This is a genomic window from Clostridium sp. TJA020 (assembly GCF_058310295.1).
Map to the genome: position 1 here is coordinate 225332 of NZ_JBZEFC010000003.1, position 15653 is coordinate 240984.

General features: G+C 27.5%; 11 protein-coding genes. All 11 read right to left on the reverse strand.

The features are described from left to right. Nucleotides 1–67 precede the first annotated feature (67 nt). The 11 genes from AC4FQ1_RS07050 to rlmD all read right to left on the reverse strand — a co-directional run bounded on the left by AC4FQ1_RS07050 (nucleotide 68) and on the right by rlmD (nucleotide 15641). Nucleotides 68–961, reverse strand: coding sequence for a hypothetical protein (locus AC4FQ1_RS07050; protein WP_491169323.1), 894 nt, complete (start codon nucleotides 959–961; stop codon nucleotides 68–70). A 230-nt stretch (nucleotides 962–1191) separates the two neighbouring features. Then, nucleotides 1192–2946 carry a recombinase family protein gene (locus AC4FQ1_RS07055; RefSeq protein WP_491169324.1) on the reverse strand — a complete coding sequence of 585 codons (1755 nt, stop codon included), beginning with the start codon at nucleotides 2944–2946 and terminating at the stop codon, nucleotides 1192–1194. Nucleotides 2947–3013: 67 nt separating this feature from the next. Next, nucleotides 3014–3160 carry an SHOCT domain-containing protein gene (locus AC4FQ1_RS07060; RefSeq protein WP_009901894.1) on the reverse strand — a complete coding sequence of 49 codons (147 nt, stop codon included), beginning with the start codon at nucleotides 3158–3160 and terminating at the stop codon, nucleotides 3014–3016. A gap of 709 nt (nucleotides 3161–3869) precedes the next feature. Continuing rightward, nucleotides 3870–7946 carry an Eco57I restriction-modification methylase domain-containing protein gene (locus AC4FQ1_RS07065; RefSeq protein ID WP_491169325.1) on the reverse strand — a complete coding sequence of 1359 codons (4077 nt, stop codon included), beginning with the start codon at nucleotides 7944–7946 and terminating at the stop codon, nucleotides 3870–3872. Continuing rightward, nucleotides 7939–8616 carry a restriction endonuclease subunit M gene (locus tag AC4FQ1_RS07070; protein WP_491169326.1) on the reverse strand — a complete coding sequence of 226 codons (678 nt, stop codon included), beginning with the start codon at nucleotides 8614–8616 and terminating at the stop codon, nucleotides 7939–7941. Before AC4FQ1_RS07070 ends, AC4FQ1_RS07065 begins: the two co-directional genes overlap by 8 nt. Before the next feature lie 267 nt (nucleotides 8617–8883). Further along, nucleotides 8884–9105, reverse strand: a complete 222-nt coding sequence (locus tag AC4FQ1_RS07075; protein ID WP_458249852.1) for a helix-turn-helix domain-containing protein — start codon at nucleotides 9103–9105, stop codon at nucleotides 8884–8886. A gap of 501 nt (nucleotides 9106–9606) precedes the next feature. Continuing rightward, nucleotides 9607–9885, reverse strand: coding sequence for a hypothetical protein (locus tag AC4FQ1_RS07080; protein WP_491169327.1), 279 nt, complete (start codon nucleotides 9883–9885; stop codon nucleotides 9607–9609). Between the two features lie 375 nt (nucleotides 9886–10260). Then, nucleotides 10261–10911, reverse strand: a complete 651-nt coding sequence (locus AC4FQ1_RS07085; RefSeq protein ID WP_491169328.1) for an ABC transporter ATP-binding protein — start codon at nucleotides 10909–10911, stop codon at nucleotides 10261–10263. 4 nt (nucleotides 10912–10915) lie between these two features. Beyond that, the gene (locus AC4FQ1_RS07090) at nucleotides 10916–13135 is read right to left on the reverse strand and encodes a bacteriocin-associated integral membrane family protein (protein WP_491169329.1); all 2220 of its coding nucleotides are present in this window, start codon (nucleotides 13133–13135) and stop codon (nucleotides 10916–10918) included. Next, nucleotides 13135–13416, reverse strand: a complete 282-nt coding sequence (locus tag AC4FQ1_RS07095) for a hypothetical protein (protein WP_491169330.1) — start codon at nucleotides 13414–13416, stop codon at nucleotides 13135–13137. Before AC4FQ1_RS07095 ends, AC4FQ1_RS07090 begins: the two co-directional genes overlap by 1 nt. An 854-nt stretch (nucleotides 13417–14270) precedes the next feature. After that, entirely contained in the window at nucleotides 14271–15641 is a 1371-nt protein-coding gene (rlmD, locus tag AC4FQ1_RS07100; RefSeq protein WP_491169331.1) for a 23S rRNA (uracil(1939)-C(5))-methyltransferase RlmD, read from the reverse strand. Nucleotides 15642–15653: the final 12 nt, after the last annotated feature.

Consider the following 15653-nt stretch of genomic DNA (forward strand, 5'->3'; position numbering starts at 1 on the left):
TTAAAAAAATTTATAACTAATAAAAAAGGACTTTATCACCTTTGAAAAGTCCTCTTTTTAATAAATACTATCTATAATTTACTTGCATATTATTTACCATTATTACACACTTAGAAAATACACCATGTACAACTTTAATATTACTATTTTTACTGAAATAAGGAGTATCGTACATCTCAAATACTATTTCTCTTTTATTCTTAAAGTCAGTTGCATAAATTCTATAATAATGTCTTCCACTCTTTTCTGTAAAATTTTCTATACCTGTACACACTCCAGTTAAAGATGTATAAAACCCCAAAAAATATTCTAATAATGAAGAAATATTTTTAAATATTATTAAAGCAAAAATTAAAACAAATATAGAATCAGCAAACTCATATGCAAACAATATAGATACTAATGTATAAATTATTGAATATTCTTTAAAAGTTCTTCGATTTTGTGGAATATCCTCTTTTGGATTAAACCAAATTTTATATCTCCAAAGTATATTACTATATAAAGTATCTTCGTCAGCCCCGGCCATAGCCATTTTCCATTTAAGTCTATGGTCTGTAAATATTGTTGCGTATATTCTCTTTGTATAAATTATTAAGCATATATAAGCCACTTCCATAATTAATGAAGATGTTATTAAAAGCATGTCCTTAAATATAATTACTGTAATTAAAATATAAACTATAAAAACTATATTTAAAAATATTAATGGAGTTAACTTTGTTTTTATCCTAAATTTATCTTCTTCTGATAATTCAGGAGTTTTATTGAAGGCCACTGATATAAATAAAGCTATTAAAATAAATCCAGTCATTCTTGTTACTATTTCTATATTTATTTCTTGTAAATAAGAAATATAGTATCCTTTTTGCTCAAGAACATATAGTAAATCTGCTACTATATTTACTATGATTATACCTAATGCAAGCCACCTTAATGATTTTATATTTTGTATTCCCAATATTAAACTTTCCTCCCCCTTTATAACATAATTATATGTTATCAGAAGTTTATTAATTTTTAAATTAAATATATTTTTATATTTATTTTTTATATTTTAAGTTAAATAAAATATTTTTTAACTCTAATTATTTATACTTAATAATAAAATAAAAAAGCCCTTGAAAATTCTATAAACTAGGAATTTTCAAGAACTTTATTTATTACTTCTTAATTAACTTAACAACAGTCTCACCATGTGTTGGAGCTACTATATGAACATAAATTTTCAACCTCACTATTACTATGTAAACACAATTCTTTTCTTTTATGTCTGCCTCTAGCATTTTTTCTTGGTATTTTAAATTTATCACTACTTAAAGTATTTTTAAATCCAGTTTTATATATAAAGGTAATTTTTGTTGGATCATTCTCTTCATCTGTACTCTTTTCTCCTATAATTACTTTTTCAACAATACTTTCAAATACAGTTCTATCAAATCTATCTAAAACTTCATTTTCTTCTAAATTTTTTTTAAACTCTTTAAGACGTTGTTTCATGCTCTTTTCATTCTTAGCTACTATATTTAACTTATTTCTATCATTCAAAAGTGTTTCTTGATTATCCATTAGTTCTTTGTATTTTATCTCATAGGTTTCTTTCTCTATAATATCATCTAATCTCATATCAACTAACTTATTTACTTTTTTCTCTATTGCTGACAATTCTTTTTCTATTTTTCTAATTTTATTATTAACTTCACTAACTCCTACAGTATCATTAATTCTGTTTAATAGTTCATCTAATACTGATTCCTTCTCATAGCATAATAAGCGATAGCTTTCAACAAAAGCATTTTCTATTACAATCTCTGGAATCCCCTTACTTTCCGAACAATATTTTTTCCCCTTTTTAGTTGCAACTCCACATTGCCAAATTACTTTAGAATATTCAGAACCACTATGCCAATTTCGTCTTGTTAAGGTTCCTCCACAAAATCCACATTCCATCATACAACTAAATGCATATTTACGACTATATTTCTCTCTCTTTATAATCCCCTCCTCATACTTTCCCCTGTTTTTACTTCTTCTATTTAATATCTCATGTGCTTTATAAAAAATGTCTCTACTAATTATAGGCTCATGATTATTTTTTATATAATACTTTTCTTCTTCACCTAAATTATCTAATCGCCTTTTAGATATAGGATCCACAGTAAACGTTTTTCCCAATAATACATCTCCAATATACTTTTCATTTTTTATTATTCCTAAAACTGCAGAATTACTCCAAGTTGTACTACCATACTTAGTTTTATAACCTAAGTTCTCCAATTCTTGCCCAATAATTGATCCTCCTGCCCCTTCAATATATCTATTGAATATGTATTTAACAATCTCTGCTTCTTTTTCATTTATAGTTAATGTTTTATCTTCTTTATGGTAATCATATCCCAAGCACCCTTGAAATCCTACTAATTCTCCCCTTCTCATTTTCATCTTTAAACCTTTTTTTACATTAGCTGATATATTTTCTACTTCTTGTTGTGCAACAGAACTTAGAACAACTAAAAGTAATTCTCCATCCATTGTTAAGGTATTTATTTTTTCATCTTCAAAATATACAGCTATATTCTTTTCTTTTAACATACGAACATATTTTAATGTGTCTAATGTATTTCGAGCAAAACGAGAAATTGACTTAGTAATTATCATATCGATTTCATTATTCATACAATCATTTATCATACGTTGGAAATTTTCTCTTTTATTTACCTGTGTTCCTGTAATTGCTTCATCTGAATATATATCAACCATATACCAGTCTATATTATTATTTATTAAATCTGTATAATACGATACCTGAGATTTATAACTATTGAGTTGATCTTCACTATCTGTGCTAACACGGCAATATGCTGCTACCCTTTTTCGATCAATATGCTTCCCTCTTCTTCTATTTTCTAAATGATCATTCTTCTTTATTATTTCTACTTCTTTCATACATTATATAACCTCCCATTTTGTATTCCCTTTGTTGTATATATGATACTTCAAAGTAATATACAATTCAAGTTGTTATATCAGAAATAATATTATAATCTTTCATTAATTTATTTTTTACTATATTGTACTCATCAATAGAAATAAGTTCTTTTTCAAGAAGTTGTTTTAACATAGCTAATTGCATAGTATATCTAATTAATTTATTTTTCATTTTACACACCCTTAATTAAATATTCTATATTTATTTAAACAATTATATGGCCCTGGCAAGCTCCACAGGAATTTCACCTTATCCCATTCTTATGGGTATACCGCTGTTTTAAACGGGAGTATCATTATACTAATATATAAATCATGGCAGTCACTTTGCCAAAATGACTTACAGATCACTAATTTTAATCGCTCACTTCTTTGATAAAAGTTCTTGGCGAATTAGTCTGTCGGCTCATTATATATTAAATGTATATAATTGTTTTATTCAATTTTCAAAGATCTATATAGAGCTATTTATTAAATATCATTTTTATTAAAATTTAATAAACTAGAAAGAGTATAGAATTCATGATTTTTAGATTATTCATATAGAAAATATATCTACTTTTACAACTACATAAATTACCTTCTATAATTAATAATTCATTAGTTTTGTTTAACAACCTATTCTCTCTTTATTTCTAATCCCTTTCTACTATTACCACGAATTTGCTGCTTATGATTCCGTAAAATATATAAAAAAGCATATAATTAGTAGTTAAACTAATTATATGCTTAAAAAAGAACTAAATTATATTTAATTATTTTTAGAGTTTTAAAAAATTAAAGAACAAACTTTCATTGTAAACATTAAACCTGTTCTTTTATAATATCTAAACAACTTACTACCCATATATTTCTATATAACAATACACTAGTTAAAGTATCTACATTGCCTTTATTGAACTTTTTATATGTTCTTTTTCTTCTTCTGTTAACCCATATTTACTAAATAACTGTTCATCTACTTCATCTCTGGATTTATTCCAGTCTATATCTGAGTTATCTGTAAAACTTTGCATTGGTATAAATCTATATGTTTTACTTGAAGCATCTTGACTTGCTTTTGCTTGTCTATGTAGAAACCTAGCAAATCTTGTAGTCATATATTTAGCTAAATTCTCAGCCTCAATTTCAGTTATGTTTTTATCTGCTCCAATTGCAATATATGATTCTGTACAAATTGTATTTGGTTTACCAACAAATGAATTTAGATTGTCATCATTCAATTCAGTTCCAATATTGTTTGCTCTAGGAACATACACTTTCCAATTTCCAATCCATTCTTTATGCGTTTTAACTTCTTCTCTTTCAATAAAACCATGAGTTTTATTCTTCCCTATGCAAATCACTGGATGCTCCAAATTATCACTACTCTTATGAAATTTATCCGTTTTAATTATATTTGATTCAATTCCAAATGGTTTTCTTGACGAAACAATATTAGAAATATTATCATCAAATTTAGAAGAAAATATTTTGTCAATTATTTCGATAGCAATTGAATCTCTAATAAAAATGTCCACCCCATCCATCAGTAATTTTCTTGACTTGTCTGATATTACTAAATTATTTTGATGAGTAATAACTCTCACTTCTTGACTTGTTTTTTCAGTTTCATTTATGAAATAACAAACACCACCCCTATTATTTGTATTAGGAAATACTTCTTCAGGTGTTAGAAAATCATGGATTTCTCGTATCGTTTTATCATTTAGCATAATATCTCTAAACTCGTTTAATCCTTTTCCACCAGCAAACCAACGAGTAGGTGTAATATAACACGAATAGTCACTTTCCATTTTCTTGCCCAATAACACAAAATGCTGATATATCGGTCTAGCACTAGCCTGAGCGCCTCCATCACTTACTTGATATGGAGGATTGCCTATAATTGCTCCAAATTTCACCTTTAAATCACCATCCTTTATATCTTCTTGTAATGTGATTTCACTAAATACTTTGTCTTGTTTCAACAATCTATTTAACTTACTATAATCAACTTCATCTCTATCATCTTTCACTTCTATCAAATCATATGCGTTAAACTTAGTTGCTATATTATCCACATTAAGACCTAAGATTTCATAGAATCTTCTTGTAAATTCATAAGCAATTGAAGAAGTTGGTATCGAATAGATTAAATCTTTTACTTCATCATGTATAAACCCAAGTTCTGTTGTCAACCTCTTATATAGGGCAACTGCATATTCTCCTGATTTACTAGCAATATCAAGCAGTCTATCTTTTTTTAAGATAATTTCTTTCAACCCATTTTCAGGAATTAAGTGAACCATATCATCACAAATTTTTGAAAGTGTGATAACCTCTGATTCTGACATTCTATTGAACTTTTTGATAGATCTCATCGCCCTTTCCAGTGGCTCAACAGTTTCATCGCTTGCAAGTTTGGATATATTTTGAATTTTATAATCTAAACTACTTCTTTTAAACGGATCCATACATTCAGATAATTTACTAATAACGTACTCATCTAAATATAAATTTTTTGCAAGTCTTTGATTTTCTTCATCCGATATTACTTTTAGAATATCATCAATAGAATCCACTCTATCTTTCGTTAAAAATGAAAAGAATAAAATTCTCTGATAATATGTTTTTATTTTCTTTTCTAGTTTCTTAAACTCATCTTCATCTATATCTTTATTTATATCTTTATCTTTTATTTCTTCTGAGTTGCTTTTTATAGAGTCCTTACTTTCTGTATTATCATCAGTATATTCTATATCGAAATCATCTTCTTCTCCATCATTAGGAATAATGGTCATACCTTGTTTAGAATTAAATTCAGCTTGCTCTTCAATTGCCTTTCTAATATCTGCATCTTCTAGAATAGAAAAATCAATTGGTAAATCAGCAACTTCATCAGATACACTTCTCTGATTATTATACTTACTAATAGCTTCCAGAATATTTGTTGCTTCTACCTGCTTAATTTTATTATGATCGATCATAATAACAGGAGAAATTCTGAGTTCTTCTGTTATTCTTTCCTTTAATTTACTATTTCCATTTTCATCAGTATTCACATTATAAATTAAAGATTTTTGCTCCTGCATTCTAAACAATCGATCTGGATCAAAATCAACTAATAGTGTCTGAGGTTTTAAATTTTCCTTTATAATACCTTTATCACTAGATAATGTACGAACATACTGATTTTGTAATCTAAACACAGACTGGTCATACTCTTGTGGTGAAGCTGTATCTTTGAAATAAAGCATTGTATCCCACTGTTCAACAGTGCTTCCTGTCAACATACGATTTACTGTTAATGTCAAAGTCTTTTGTCCGTTGTTTTCACATTCTCTAATTTTATTTTTTACATCGTTTGTCGCTTTGAAATTATTTGCACCTTCTACTCCTGATATATTGATAATTTCGTATTCACTTAAATTCTTAAATGTATCTTTTCTATTTTTCAAAAGTTCTTGCATCGCATCGCAAGAAGCACAGTATGGCAATACCATTACCATATGTCTACACATCTTTCCTTCTTTTATCTTGTCATAATCTAAAAAACCAAGTAGATTATCATCTTCCTTACTACCATCTATAACTTGAATTAATTCAAGAATTTCTTTTTCATTTTGAAACTGTTTATGTTTCTGATATACTGTATCTTTTTTTATAGAACAAGGTTCAAAAAGCTTAGAAAACGCGAAACTAACACCATTCTTTTTCATAGATTCCATTTTCTCTCTTGCTGATTTACTTGGATTAAAAGCAAATCTTATCATTTGTGGAAATCCATAATAGGGATTATCCCACTCGTTTATATCATCATTATTTAAATTTTCTTTATCCCATTCTTCCTGTTCTTTTACAATATCGGAAAATTGCACGAATGAAATAATATCTTCTTTTTCAAATTCACTACCCATTAAAATACGATAAGGTGTTCCAGATAAATGCAATCTTATCTTTGCATTTATCTTTTTAATCTGTTTACCAGCATCCGCTAAATCAATATTTTCATCATTTAGTTTATTTATATTTTTCTCATCACTTTTATCATAGCCAGCATCTTTTAAAATTGCTCCAAAAGAAGCAGCCCTCGCTCCAAAATGTGTTTCATCTACAATCAATAAATCTATTTCTTCTCCAAAAATTTCTTTATGTTTATCTTTAATAGCTTCTCCTTGTAAATCCTGCAATGTTAAAAATACTACTACCTTTTTATTTTCACTTTGTTGTTCATGGATTACTCTTTCATTAGAAGCTAAATCATTTGCTTCAAGAAATACAAAGCCGTCAAAGTTTCCAGCACTCTCTACTGTTTTTTTCCATTCCTCTTTCACATCAGCTTTTGCTGACACAACAAGAACTAACTTCGCTCCCATTTCTAATGCACAGCATAAAGAAGTAAACGACTTTCCAAAACGCATAACAGCATACATCAAAAGGTTATTTCTTCCATTCTTTATAGCATTTAGAAAGTTTTTTACTGCTTCTTTTTGGTTTGGTCTAAGTTCCCATTTTCTTCCTCTTTCATAATGATAGGTCTGAGGCAATCTATTGTTAGCACTATAATATTCGTATTTCCCAGTATTTAAATTGTGATTACTTCGTATATCTTCTATTGCTTTATCAATATCCTCAATCAAGGTATCTTTGAAAAATTCTTTGCTATAACATGCTCCTTTCTCAATATCCTCAGGTGTTAATCTATGTTTTTCTAAATCATTCTCTAAAAATTTATGTACAGAATAATCCCTAAAATATACTTCATCATTTATAGTCGCTTTCTGTTCATACTGTTTTTTAAGTTCGGGAAAACTCTCTCTCCATTCATTAAGACGTACTGACACAGGTCTATAAGTATCACCAATTTTTAAATAATTAGGTACAGTATTCGTTGTAAAAGCATAAATATGTGGTTCAACTCTACCTATAATAATTCTATCTAATATATCAATAGCTTCAATTTTAGAACTATCCATTTGTTTTTTCACCTCTATCCAACATACTATTAAAAGTAATAATTTTATTTGCTCTCCAGTTCTTAATTAAACACATAACATCTTCATTTTCTTTTTCTTTTTTATTATCAAAAAGAGTCAATTGAAGATTTGGTTCTTTTACTTTTTGATAAGGAATCGTATATGTCAATCCATCCATCTGCCATAAATTCCAAGAAATAATTTTTGCAATTTTTAAAAGCTCTTTTTCGGTTGGTTGCCTTTTTAATTTATCTTCCATGTAATCGCAATAAGATACCAATAAATTTTCTCTAGCAATCAAAAGACTATCCCCTTGAAATTCAAATCCATATATACTCTGAAAAGCTCTTTCTGCCCATTTAATCCATTCAGCTTCATTCTCTGTGTTTTCCGATACTATTCTCATCTTTCTATCTAGTAACCCTATTCTTTGCTTTAATTCAATCGGTTCCCCTGAAACAGCATCATACCTACTTACTAGATAAGGTGCTTCTCCACAAGTTATTTCTAGTCGTCTATCGTCAACATAATTTTTCCATGTTTTTTCAGGAGTATCTGAAAACTCGATTTTTTCTTCTATAGCCACCCAACTTTTATTTTTGCATACATTAAAAACAGATTCTCTATCAAACCAAGCATTATCAATTAGATTATTTTGTTCATTACACAACCAACTAGGCGTAAATACTTCTGCCTTTTCTTTTGTTCTATTCCCCTGATTTTCTTTAGTTTTCAATATTCTAGGCTGAATGACTTTTGAGTTTGATTGTGTTATTAAATGAATTTCTATAGTCGAATGAGAATTATATTCTGAGCCAAGATGTTCATAATCATCAGTTCCCCAAATAATATTTCTTTTTGTCGTCATGTCTAAGAGTAATGTTTTTAATACTTTTTCGCTCCATTTTCCTTCGTCTACATCAATCGTAAAAGCCATTTATTCACCCTCGCTTCTTGGATCAACGATAGAAATCATATCTCCAAAATTTGCACCAAGTTTTATCCCAATGCGATACATAACTTCCATGCTCACAAATTCTCCTCGTCCCATTTTTGAAATTGTTGCAGGAGAAAGAGAAACCATTTCAGAAAGCTCCTTTTTATTCATATTTTTATCTATTAACAGTTTCCATAATCCATTATAACTAACTTTCATCATCTCACCTCTTACTTATAAGTTTATGAAGTTTATTTATAAATATAGTACCATAATTTCTGATTCTTTTCTACACAGTAAAAAATCAGTGCATCACTAAGACTACACCGACCATACATTTCTCTCTCTATTTCTTTCATAGTTTCTTTTTATCCTTTGGCTTTTCTTTATCTTCAGCTTGATGTTTCTTAATTGCTCCCAAAACCGATTTTTTATTTTCTTCTAGTCCTTTCATCTGTTCCTTTGCTTTAAGTAGCTTAGAAGATAAAATTCTTACGTTGCTATTCTCTTCTTGCTATTATCATCAACAGATATTATTACCTCTCCAAATAAATTTACAAAATCATCTTACTTAAAATCTTTTGATATATCCTTTTTCTCCATAGGCAGAACAATTTATATAGATTTTATTTTCCTCATCATCTTTTGCTATAACAAAGAAATTAACCACCTTAAAGGTTTCTCCATTCTTGGTTTCTAGCTCTATGATTTTAAATTCTCCTACTATATTACCAACAATGTTGACCAAGCCATCATTTTCTTTTTGAATATTATATATTTACTTAATCTCTCACTTACTCGAATTTCATCAATCATATATTCAAATTCATTGTTGAGTAAGCTCATCCTATCATTATCAATATACTCTTCATATATCTTATTGAGATTTCCTTTACCATTGATTCCTTTTTCAAAGTCGGTTGAATTTAGCTTTGTAATCTCATTACTTAAGTCCATCATACTATTAAAAAAGGTATGTGAAATAACATCAAATTTTTTCACATACCTTTAATTTCGTATAACCTTGTTTTTACTTTACTTTTATAAATTTTACTTAGATGGTTTTAGTCGATTTGTGCCCCCCTGTTAGATAGGGGGGGCTCTTTACGGATATTTCGTTAATTTGCTGGCTTACGCTCCGCACGCCAGCAACTACTCAATCTCCGTAATCGCTTAATTCCATTCATTTTTATTATCAATAATTTACTACTATTTAGTCCTAACTTCAACATATTTTCATAAATAACAATAATTTATCTTTATTTAAATATATCCATAGAAAAATAATTAATATTAATTCAATTGAACTTATAACTATAAATACTGTTATATATACTTTAAACAATTTGTATCATCTAAAAAAATACTCTTATCATACTAACACTCAAAAATATTAACTATTCTATCAGCTCGATTTGCTAAATCTCTACTATGAGTAACCATTATTACTGTCTTCTTATACTCTTTACTTAAATCCTTAATTAAATTAAATACTATTTCAGAAGATATATAATCTAAAGATCCAGTTGGCTCATCTGCAAGAATAATATCTCCTGGCTTAAGTATTGTTCTTGCTAATGCTACTCTCTGTTGCTCTCCGCCAGATAATGTATTAACCTTTTCATTTATTAATTCTTCTAACTTCACCGTTTTTAATATTTCCTTTATTTTTTTATCCTTTTCATTATCAGTAATATTTAAAAATTTCATTGCTAAAAAAAGATTCTGATATATTGTCATATCATTAATTAAAGCAAATGATTGAAATAAATAATTAATTGTATTTCGTCTTAAAATTGTGGCTGCTCTACTTTCTATTTTCGGAATATCTTTTCCTTTTATCTTAATCTTACCTGCATCGCTTTCTTCTAAAAGGCCTATCATATTTAGGAGAGTAGATTTACCACAACCACTTTGTCCAACAATTGCAATAAACTCTCCATCTTCAACGGATAAATTTAGATTCTTAAATATATACCTTTTTCCAAACCTTTTTGTAATATTTAATACTTCTATTGCTTTTGACATAATCTTACTCTCCTTTAAACGCCATACGTATATTTTTAATTTCACAGTTAGTCATATATTTTGAAAAAATAATTATCTGAATAACTGCCAATACAAGCATTACCATAAATCCAAATTTAGAACCTATAATAAGCATAATAATTAATTCTATACATATAACAGAAACAAGCATAATAATTGGTATTCTATATAAATCAATAAATCCATATCCTAAAAATTTCTTAACATTAATTTTTTCTTGATTTGCAATTCTAAAAACTGTTGCAAGAGAAATTAATATACCTATAAGAATAAAATTTAATATTAAAAATACAGTTCCAAACCATGCAATTGTAGTCATTAATTCTTTTTGCAATCCATCAATATATTTTTGCACACTTACAAATTCAATATTATTATCGTTCAATTTATATTTTTCAAGTATATTCTTATTTAAATATTTTTCAGCTATACTTTTATTTTTAAATTTTATATATCCATCAAATCCAGATGCTCTAAGACTTTCTGATTCAAAATAAGTCATATTTTCAGGTGTGCATATATAAATAACTGGATCATTTATTATATTTTCACATGATGGGTCTATATTCCATGTAAATAATTTATCTTTGGTACTATATTCTATAAACTTTACTTTTTTTTCTTTATTAAATGCCGTATTTATATCTCCTTCACTTGATCTCCTAATTGATGCTTCTTTAAGCCAATTTTCTAAACTAACTTTTTCATTTTGTGTATATGATTTTGGTATCAAATAAACTCTAGTTCCAGATTTAGCTTCATTTAAAACATCCTTATCAATATTTAAATTCATATGTTTTATATAAATTTCAGAACATGCAAAATACCAAAATGGCTTTTTAGGAACATCTTTATATATTTTATTTTCTTTCCACAAATGAAATTGCTTAGTATTATAATGCTTAGTATTTATTAAAAAAACTCCCTCATCCTCATATATATCCTTGTACCAATTATAAAAACTATTATCAAGTTCTTTTGAGTTTCCTGTAAATGAACTATTATCATTTCCAACTGAAACACTTTTTAAAACTTGAAAATCTGATACATTATTCCATATTTTCGAAAGCCTTATATTCTCAGATACATGTTTTAGAGGAGCATCTACATATGTTCCACAAAACATAATTCCAATACTTATGCCTATATAAGCTAATATCCCAAACATATATAACATATTTTTAGGTATTCTTCCTCTAATTGCATTGATTGGAGAAATTGACATTTGAATTATAGTAGGAATTAAAAGTTCTATTAACACCAATATAACATTTATAACCGCAACTAATGCGAAATAACTAATAAATAACCCACTTATTTTACTCCAACCAGAAATTAAAATTCCTATGAAAATTTGAATTGGAATATTTATAATTGAATACCAAATAAATATACCTAAAGTTCCTCTACAGTATGCTTCTCTTGACCAACCTAGAAGCGAAAGCTTGCCACCTTTATTTATATTTTTTATGGTTATAATTAAAAAATACACTATATTTAAAATCATTTGAAAAACAATAAATACACATAATATTAATTTTGGGAAACTATCATCAATATGAGAACCTTGCATTTTTTTGGTCAAATCATAAGTAGATACATTACATTTTAAAGATAATCCTTCTAAAAAAGATTCTTTATCTCTATTATTTAACCCAAGTACAATATAGTCTCCATTTATAGTGCCGCTATCTTCTATTAACTGATTTAGTTTTTTAAATATTGTTCTTTCACCAAATCTAAATGAAGGAATTTCACCTATACTATAAATACTTCCCTTATCTATACCAAGAGTACTTTCATTTGTTTTTGATGAAATAAGTTTGTTAATATTATCTTTATCAATAATTTTTTCATTTAAGAATTCAAATAAAACATTTTTATCTTTTACATTACCATACACACCAAAAGCATAACCAGAAAATATACCTTTACTATTTGATGATTCATCTTTTCTAACTATAAAAAGATTTTTTTGTTCTGCCTCATCACATAAAAACCTTACAATATTATTTTTATATTTTTCAGGTATGTTTTTAATATATACATTAAGTGCATTTTCTTTTTCCAAGTAATTATTCCATTGTTTATGATAACTGCTATTCATCATAAAAGTAGTAAGCAGAGCAAGTAAAATGCCCTGCATTACTATTAATATAACCCCAATATACCTAATCTTCCCAATAATATAAACTTTTCTCATTATCTGCAGTTCCAATAAGCCACAGCTGTATCTGCTCCAACAAATTCCTGTGCATATGCAACATCTCCCGGATCTTTCCAACCTGAAAATGTTGAGTTAGCTGTAGCTGAGTGTTCATATAAGCTAGTTTGAACCTTTGAAAAACTGTAAACACCCCACTTTCTTCCATGCTCCCAATTTACAGCATTCCCATTATAGTAAACAGTTTCAGCCATTGCTGGAATAGCAGTCATAGAACATAGTGCCAATACTAATAATCCTGTAAAAGTCTTTTTTTTCATAAGTATTTCTCCTTTCTAAATAGAAAAATATTAATCTTATTTTGCTTTTAAAATATTTAGTCACTATTTTTATTACATACTTTAAGCAATACTCTTTCTGTCTAAAATAATTATACTCTCCCTCCTTACCATCTATATTTAAAGAACTATAACTAGTCCTTATAATCTTTTAAATAAAACACTTCATATATATAATTTGTTAATTTTAAAATTTAAATAGTTTTCTATTTGATTTATTGTTATTCTTTATTCCCAAACTTTTTCCCTAATCTATGTTATGATAATTCCAATAATTTTTTAATTCTTCTAACTCACTAATAAATTATTCATCATCTTATCTCCAAATAATTATCCTAACAAATTTGTTAATGCAAAAATTTTATCTATATTTATATTATACCTGAATAAAGTATATTTTTTTGTCAACTATTTTTGTAAAGAAGAAATTTTTTTAAATTATTTTAATATTATGATTAATTTCTATTCCTGCAATTGAACTACTACCTTTATGATAATATCCTGTATTTTCAGTTATCCCTATTCCTAACATAAATAAAGTAGTTATTATCGTTATAAAAGTATATTAAAACTTAATTTTTTTCTATATAATTTACTTTTTTCTTCACTAACTCGCCTCCTTTTAATATATTTTTATATAAAAAATAGACATCAAATATATAAATTTAATGTCTATTTCTATGATTAAAAAATTTATTACTTTGTATCTCCGTACTCTATATCTATAACTACAGATATATTAAAATACTGTTTTACCTTTTTATTCTTAAAGTTTTCTATATTATTTTCAAACACCATATGTCTATTAAAGTGTTTAAAATACAGTATTTCAATTCTTACTTTCGACGTAGTGACACTATAGTCTCCACATGAGGAGTGTTTGGGAACATATCCTTGACTCTTGTTCTCTCAATTACATATCCTGCATTAACAAGACCTTGAAGATCATTAACTAAAGTCTTAGGATTACATGAAACATAAACTATTTCCTTAGCATCAAATCTTATAACATAATCAAGTGCCTTAGGACTAACTCCACTTCTTGGTGGATCTAAAATTATAATATCTGGTTTATCAGTAACTTGTTTAATAGTTTCTGCAACATCACCAGCTATAAATGTACAATTATCAAGACCATTAAGCTTAGCATTTTCCTTAGCAGCTTCAACTGCTTCCTCAATAAGCTCAAGTCCAACAACTTTCTTAGCCTTTGGTGCTACAATTTGACCTATTGTTCCTGTTCCACAATATAGGTCAAAGACAACTTTGTTATCTGAATCACCCATAAATTCTCTAACTATACTATAAAGGCTTGCTGCCCCTTTAGTATTAGTTTGAAAAAATGAAAATGGTGATATTTTAAACTTTAATCCTAAAAGTTCTTCCATTATATAATCTTTTCCATAAAGAAGATTAACCTTTTCTGGTATAACAGCATCTGAGAATGAATTATTTTCTGTATGAAGAAGTGATACAAGCTCTCCGTCAAAGTCTAATCCTTTAATAATCTCAGCCCAATTTGTTAAATCAAAATCAACTTGAGTTGTTGTAACTAAGTTAACTAAAAGCTCTCCTGTATTTTTAGCTTTTCTTATAACTAAATGTCTTAAGTAGCCTTCTCTCTTCATAACTCTATAATATGGAAGATTAGTTTCTCTAAAATATTCAACTGTTGCCTTTATAACTTTTCTAAAATCTTCGTCAACAAGTTTACACTCATCAACAGTTATTATTCCAAAACTTGCATTTTTCATATGCATTCCAAGGCAAAGTTCTCCACCTTTAAATTCATCACCAAAAGTAAATTCCATTTTATTTCTATATTCAAATTGATCTTCGCTTCCTGTTACTCCCTCGTATTCTCCAGTAGTAACATTAGCTTTTACAAATAAATCTTTAACTTCTTCTCCTAAAAGCTCTAATTGCTTTTCATAAGAAAGATTTTGTGATGAACATCCACCACATATTCCAAAATAAGGACACTTTGGTTCTATTTCATAAGGTGCTTTTTCTATAACTTCTAAAAGCTTAGCTTCAGTATAAGCTTCTCTATTTTTCTTAACTCTTGCCTTTACTGTTTCTCCAGGGAAAGCTCCTTTTACTAATACTTTAGTGTCATCTAAAATTCCAACACCAACTGATGGAAACTCAGTTTTATCTATTTTAACTGTAATTTCTCTTCCTCTACCTCTTCCTCTTCTGCTCACTAACTTATATCT

Coding starts and splice junctions, on each gene's coding strand:
- AC4FQ1_RS07055 (WP_491169324.1), bottom strand. CDS start 2,946: ATGAAAGAAGTAGAAATAATAAAGAAGAATGATCATTTAGAAAATAGA.
- AC4FQ1_RS07060 (WP_009901894.1), bottom strand. CDS start 3,160: ATGAAAAATAAATTAATTAGATATACTATGCAATTAGCTATGTTAAAA.
- AC4FQ1_RS07065 (WP_491169325.1), bottom strand. CDS start 7,946: ATGGATAGTTCTAAAATTGAAGCTATTGATATATTAGATAGAATTATT.
- AC4FQ1_RS07075 (WP_458249852.1), bottom strand. CDS start 9,105: ATGATGAAAGTTAGTTATAATGGATTATGGAAACTGTTAATAGATAAA.
- AC4FQ1_RS07085 (WP_491169328.1), bottom strand. CDS start 10,911: ATGTCAAAAGCAATAGAAGTATTAAATATTACAAAAAGGTTTGGAAAA.
- AC4FQ1_RS07090 (WP_491169329.1), bottom strand. CDS start 13,135: ATGAGAAAAGTTTATATTATTGGGAAGATTAGGTATATTGGGGTTATA.
- AC4FQ1_RS07095 (WP_491169330.1), bottom strand. CDS start 13,416: ATGAAAAAAAAGACTTTTACAGGATTATTAGTATTGGCACTATGTTCT.